This is a genomic window from Methylobacter sp. (genome assembly GCF_004322395.1).
Taxonomy (GTDB): Bacteria; Pseudomonadota; Gammaproteobacteria; order Methylococcales; family Methylomonadaceae; genus Methylobacter_A.
In genome coordinates, this window is sequence record NZ_SCTW01000157.1 from 1 (window position 1) to 4,564 (window position 4,564).

At 49.8% G+C, this 4,564-nt stretch carries 7 protein-coding genes; all 7 read left to right on the top strand.

The genetic code is table 11. The features are described 5' to 3' along the window. Positions 1 to 1,182, top strand: a 1,182-nt coding sequence (locus EPO18_RS20605; RefSeq protein ID WP_292436801.1) for a hypothetical protein, incomplete at its 5' end; no start/stop codon positions are given. A gap of 285 nt (positions 1,183 to 1,467) precedes the next feature. Continuing rightward, positions 1,468 to 1,878: a hypothetical protein gene (locus EPO18_RS20610; protein ID WP_292436803.1), complete on the top strand. Its 411-nt coding sequence runs from the start codon at positions 1,468 to 1,470 to the stop codon at positions 1,876 to 1,878. Between the two features lie 560 nt (positions 1,879 to 2,438). Further along, positions 2,439 to 2,609, top strand: coding sequence for a hypothetical protein (locus EPO18_RS20615; protein ID WP_292436806.1), 171 nt, complete (start codon positions 2,439 to 2,441; stop codon positions 2,607 to 2,609). Then, entirely contained in the window at positions 2,609 to 2,785 is a 177-nt protein-coding gene (locus EPO18_RS20620; protein ID WP_292436808.1) for a hypothetical protein, read from the top strand. Before EPO18_RS20615 ends, EPO18_RS20620 begins: the two co-directional genes overlap by 1 nt. Further along, on the top strand, positions 2,775 to 2,951 hold the full coding sequence (locus EPO18_RS20625) for a hypothetical protein (protein WP_292436811.1): 177 nt from the start codon (positions 2,775 to 2,777) through the stop codon (positions 2,949 to 2,951). Before EPO18_RS20620 ends, EPO18_RS20625 begins: the two co-directional genes overlap by 11 nt. Further along, positions 2,944 to 3,096, top strand: a complete 153-nt coding sequence (locus EPO18_RS20630; protein WP_292436812.1) for a hypothetical protein — start codon at positions 2,944 to 2,946, stop codon at positions 3,094 to 3,096. Before EPO18_RS20625 ends, EPO18_RS20630 begins: the two co-directional genes overlap by 8 nt. 269 nt (positions 3,097 to 3,365) lie before the next feature. Beyond that, positions 3,366 to 3,521 carry a hypothetical protein gene (locus tag EPO18_RS20635; RefSeq protein ID WP_292436813.1) on the top strand — a complete coding sequence of 52 codons (156 nt, stop codon included), beginning with the start codon at positions 3,366 to 3,368 and terminating at the stop codon, positions 3,519 to 3,521. Positions 3,522 to 4,564 lie beyond the last annotated feature (1,043 nt).

Consider the following 4,564-nt stretch of genomic DNA (forward strand, 5'->3'; position numbering starts at 1 on the left):
TATGTCGATGCCGTCAAGCCTTATCTGGTCGATGGACAAATCGACTTGAACGGCGCGTTTCATTTCATGGCGGATGCGAATGTTATCGTAACCGCGAAATGGCCGACTAGCGGATTTGACGGCGCGACGCCAGCCGGTTGCGGCGTGATCGTTCCGGCTTCCAAAATCGAATTGCGCGTTTCGGCGGCGCTCAAAAATGCCCCGACGAAAATCGTTGCCGCTACTGGCGCGGTAACGAAGCGCAATTATATCCTCCGCAAGACTGGCGCGCTTGCCGCTATCCGTCACAATATCGGCGCGGTTTTCGTCGATACGGAAACGCGGGATATTCGCCATTTGGAACAAATGGAGGATGCGAGCGGCTTCTATGATCTGGACGGCTTTTATAGCCCGAACGGTTATCGCGAGCCGTTGGCGGATGACGTTGCGGCGCTGCAATTCGGCGATATCCACGCGGAAAAGATGGAAACCGCCAATCTGCGCAACGCAATTCGGCTTATCGAGCGGCTGGAACCGGAAAACATTCTGTTCCATGACGTTCTCGATTTTTCGAGCCGCAATCATCACAATATCAAAGACCCGCATTTCATCCATGCGCAATTTGTTGCGGGAAATACAGTCAAGCGCGACTTGCAGAAAGTCGCGGGCGTTATCGACGACTTTGCAGACGCGATCCGTGACTACGGCTCTACTTTGCACGTCATCGAAAGCAACCATGATCTTGCGATCAATACTTGGCTGAAAACCGCTGATATTTCGCATGATCCGGCAAACGCGCTTGTTTATTACCGCTGCAAGGTGGCATTATTCGAGCATGTCGAGGAAGGCGAAGGCGGACCGTTCAATATGCTGAAATATGCCTATGAAGCTATCGGCAACGGTTGCAACGGCCATATTATCGACTTCCACGAAACCGACGAAAGCGTAATAATCGCGGGCGTGGAAATGGGCAATCACGGTCACAATGGCGTCAACGGCTCGCGCGGCTCGCCTAAGCAATTCGCGGAATTGGGCGTAAAGATGAATACGGGCCACACCCATAGCCCTAGCATCTATGGCGGCGTCTATACGGCTGGCGTTACCGCTTCGCTCAATATGGACTATAACAAGGGCGCGTCATCTTGGGCTATCGCGCATCTTGTGACCTATGCGAACGGACAGCGGCAAATCATTTTCGCCTAACTGTCAAGCGAAACTTTCTTTGGAGCCGGGGAGAAATCCCCGGCTCTTTTTTGTGCATTTTGTGGGTTGACAGACCCCCGCTTCATCTGCTACTTTAATCTCAAGGAGGCGCCGAAAATTTGCCCAGATTATAGGCACTTATGGGCCGCGTGACTGATCGAATAAATCACTAAATAAAATCGTATTGATCGCATTTTTAGGCTTGTGCCGTTGCCCGGTTTCGGGCATACAGAATGGGCGGAGCGGGAATGATCCTACTCCGCCAGACAAAAGGACACTCTGAAAATGGTTACTGTCAAGACCCCCAGCTATTCCGCCGTTCAGGAAGCTCTGATCCTCGCGGCCATCGGCGATGGCAAGGGCTCGATTTCCATCGCGGAAAAGCTCGCGGCCGATCCGGCCATGAATGAGGCCGACGGCACGCCGCGCAAGGTGCGCAGCATCATTGCCAAGATGACGCGCATGGGCGTTCCCTATGAGCGCAAGGCCCCGGTGACGAAAACCGGCGAGCCGGTCACGAAAAAGACCGATCTGGTCGATCGGATCGCGGCCATCGTTTCGGGCAATCTGGACGGCCTCGACAAGGCCCCCAAGCCCGCCTTGCAGGCAATCGCGGCTTTCGTGGAGCAGGCGGCGGAAGACGCTTTCGAGGCGAACGAAACCGACGACGAAACGGAGGATCGCGAAGCGGCGTAATTCGGAAGGGATGCAAGAAACTGTTCTTGCATCCCGACCCGATCCGGCCTATAATACTTCATAAGGGTTTGATTTCGACTTTCCCTGATCTTGCGACTTTCCAATTCCCCTTCAACCGCTGGCTAGAGCCGTTAAAGATGCGGGCGAATGTGAAACATGCAAGACTTAAAAGCGACTAAGTTTTGTTAGATGAAAGATCGGCGATTGAAGCGCGCGACTAGAAACCTAACAAGGCGAGGCGTTGACTAGGGCCTTACTTCATAAACGCGCCTAGCATTGCCTATTGTGTTCCCGATGCTTACGGAATAATAGTAAATCGGCGCTTGCAGATAGCGACATAAAAAGATGCTAGAAAAGCCGGGGATGGCCATCCCCGGCTTTTTGACGTTTGGACTTTTGCGACGAACCGAGTCATTTTGTGGGTTGACAGGCCACAAAAATTCTGCTACTTTAATCTCAAGGAGGCGCCGAAAATTTGTGCGGCGCACAATACGTAATTTTACCTATTGACTAGGCCAGCCATATGCCCTAGACCATAAATGCAGAAAGGAGATTGTGAAATGGCTTTTGGTGCAAACGTAGACGCCTATCAAATGGGTTGGGATGCTTATTTCCAGAACAAGCGCAATCCGTTTCGTTCCGGTTCAAGCGATGGCGTTCGGTTCGCTCGCGGCTATTCGGATGCTCGCGCGAGCGATGCGCAGTTTCGCGACACGCTCAAGGCTTATTAATGGCAACCGTCAAACAGGCTGAAACCGCGCTCCGCTCGCAAGGCTATAAGCCTTGCGGCGGATTGTGGGAAAAACATACGCCGCAAAAATGGTTGCGAGCCGCTATTGACAAGCTAGGCAATTCGGCTAAGATCACGAAATGGCAAATCGGAAAGGATTATCCCGATGGCATTTGATTTGACGCAACGCGCATTTGAAAATCTGCGCGAGGATGAAATCCACAAGGGCTGTGACTTCGATCACAAGGCTTTCTATGCGCAGATGCTGCGCGATTGCTTCCCGGCTCGCGGCGATGACGCGGAAGGCGCGGAAATCCTCGCGCGGTTGCATCGCGATGACTGACAAGCAACTAAAGGCGCTAGTCCAGCTTGGCAAAACCAAATCCGGGCGGGCGCTTATTCGCGAGATTGGCGCGCTTATGTTCCCGCGCGATCCGATGGCGAATTATCGCCGCTATTGCGAGCGACTTGAGCGCGAGCGCAGTTAGGGCCATTTCGGCCCTAACTTTGCGCCGAAATTTTGCACGCACTCCTTTCCAAACATAATACACGGCCACACATACCTGTCAAGCCCTTGACAAAATATTTTTGCTGTGAAACTGAAAATAGCGCATGTTATGATATATCATAACATGCGCCGAATTTGCACATACCCCTGCAAAACATAACAGGCCAAGCGGGTTCTGTCAAGCGTGTTACCGTTACATTCGGCAAAATATCAGAAAATTAGAACAAAACAGAAACGAATTGATATAGCATGTCACGGTTACAGCAAATCAGGGACATCGACGTGTCCGTTTTGCTCAAGGGCAGCACATCCAGAAAAACCGAGCAATTTCAAGGACTTAGAGCGCCCCGCGCCGACGACAGTAGTACGTCAACAACTATTTTTGGCCCTGCGCCGACGCAGTAGTACGTCAACAACTATTTTAGTGCCAGTTCAATTAATTTCTGAAAAGTTGTGGCAAATTTGCGTTAGCCCCTCCCCACCCTGGTATATTAGCACAGATGCTCACATTTGTCCAGTACTGTTTCAATAAGTACTGATTCGATGTGTTCGGACCGATTTGCTCGCCTTTTGCTCACATCTGAGACATTCGACGCCTCTGGAAACTAATTTTGGCCAATTTTCGAAAAATTTAGCTCCGAAATGAGGTTGAAAAATCCAGTGGCCCGGAAAAAATTTGCTCAGGTACTGTAGCAGGCCACCACCGTCACCTTTCTTTCAAAGGCTGTAGCACTTTAACCCAATTTCACACAACTAGAGATAGATGGAGGCAAACTTATAGTACTTGATCAACGATAGACAATAAAAAACCTGCCACAACCCTTTAAAAGGTGTAGCAGGCTACAGCGAATACTATGGAATGACAATCTAATGGGCTATGGAAGGCGGCGGCCCATGCCGTTCTTCCTTTTATCAGTCCCACATAATTCGAATAAATACGTCACCGAGAGCATAAGTTTGTCCGAACATGTAACAGGCATGCAGAAAGGTCCCAAAATGCTCAAATTTAGAAGACGCAGTACGATGAGGACATTGAATAACTTAAAATTGATGAAGTGAGAATAGTTGGTTGGAGCTGTTGTAGATAAGTGGTATACAAATTGTACGCTGAAGCGTAGTAGGTTGAGATAAGTTGGATACGAAGAGTATTTAATCTATAGGGTATGTGTCGATTGACGACTCGTGTGTGGCTCCTGACGTCGCCCACACTCATCATCACACACACCCTAGTATTAAAATAAGTTTAGACGGTGTATCAATTCATCATATTATATGTTATATCATGCTTTTTACAAAAAGTCAAGAACAGTTTTTGTCGGGGTAGGAAACTGCTGAGTTCATCTGGCGATTTTTCTTGACTCTTCGTGCTCATTCGGCTATACTGGACGCTGATCGATAGGATTTGCGGCAAGGTGCTGCTAGGAGAAGTCATGAAGAACTTATATTAC

Bases quoted from the DNA above. Each gene is read 5' to 3' on its own strand.
- EPO18_RS20620 (WP_292436808.1), top strand. From the start codon at position 2,609: ATGGCAACCGTCAAACAGGCTGAAACCGCGCTCCGCTCGCAAGGCTAT.
- EPO18_RS20610 (WP_292436803.1), top strand. From the start codon at position 1,468: ATGGTTACTGTCAAGACCCCCAGCTATTCCGCCGTTCAGGAAGCTCTG.
- EPO18_RS20635 (WP_292436813.1), top strand. From the start codon at position 3,366: ATGTCACGGTTACAGCAAATCAGGGACATCGACGTGTCCGTTTTGCTC.
- EPO18_RS20630 (WP_292436812.1), top strand. From the start codon at position 2,944: ATGACTGACAAGCAACTAAAGGCGCTAGTCCAGCTTGGCAAAACCAAA.
- EPO18_RS20615 (WP_292436806.1), top strand. From the start codon at position 2,439: ATGGCTTTTGGTGCAAACGTAGACGCCTATCAAATGGGTTGGGATGCT.
- EPO18_RS20625 (WP_292436811.1), top strand. From the start codon at position 2,775: ATGGCATTTGATTTGACGCAACGCGCATTTGAAAATCTGCGCGAGGAT.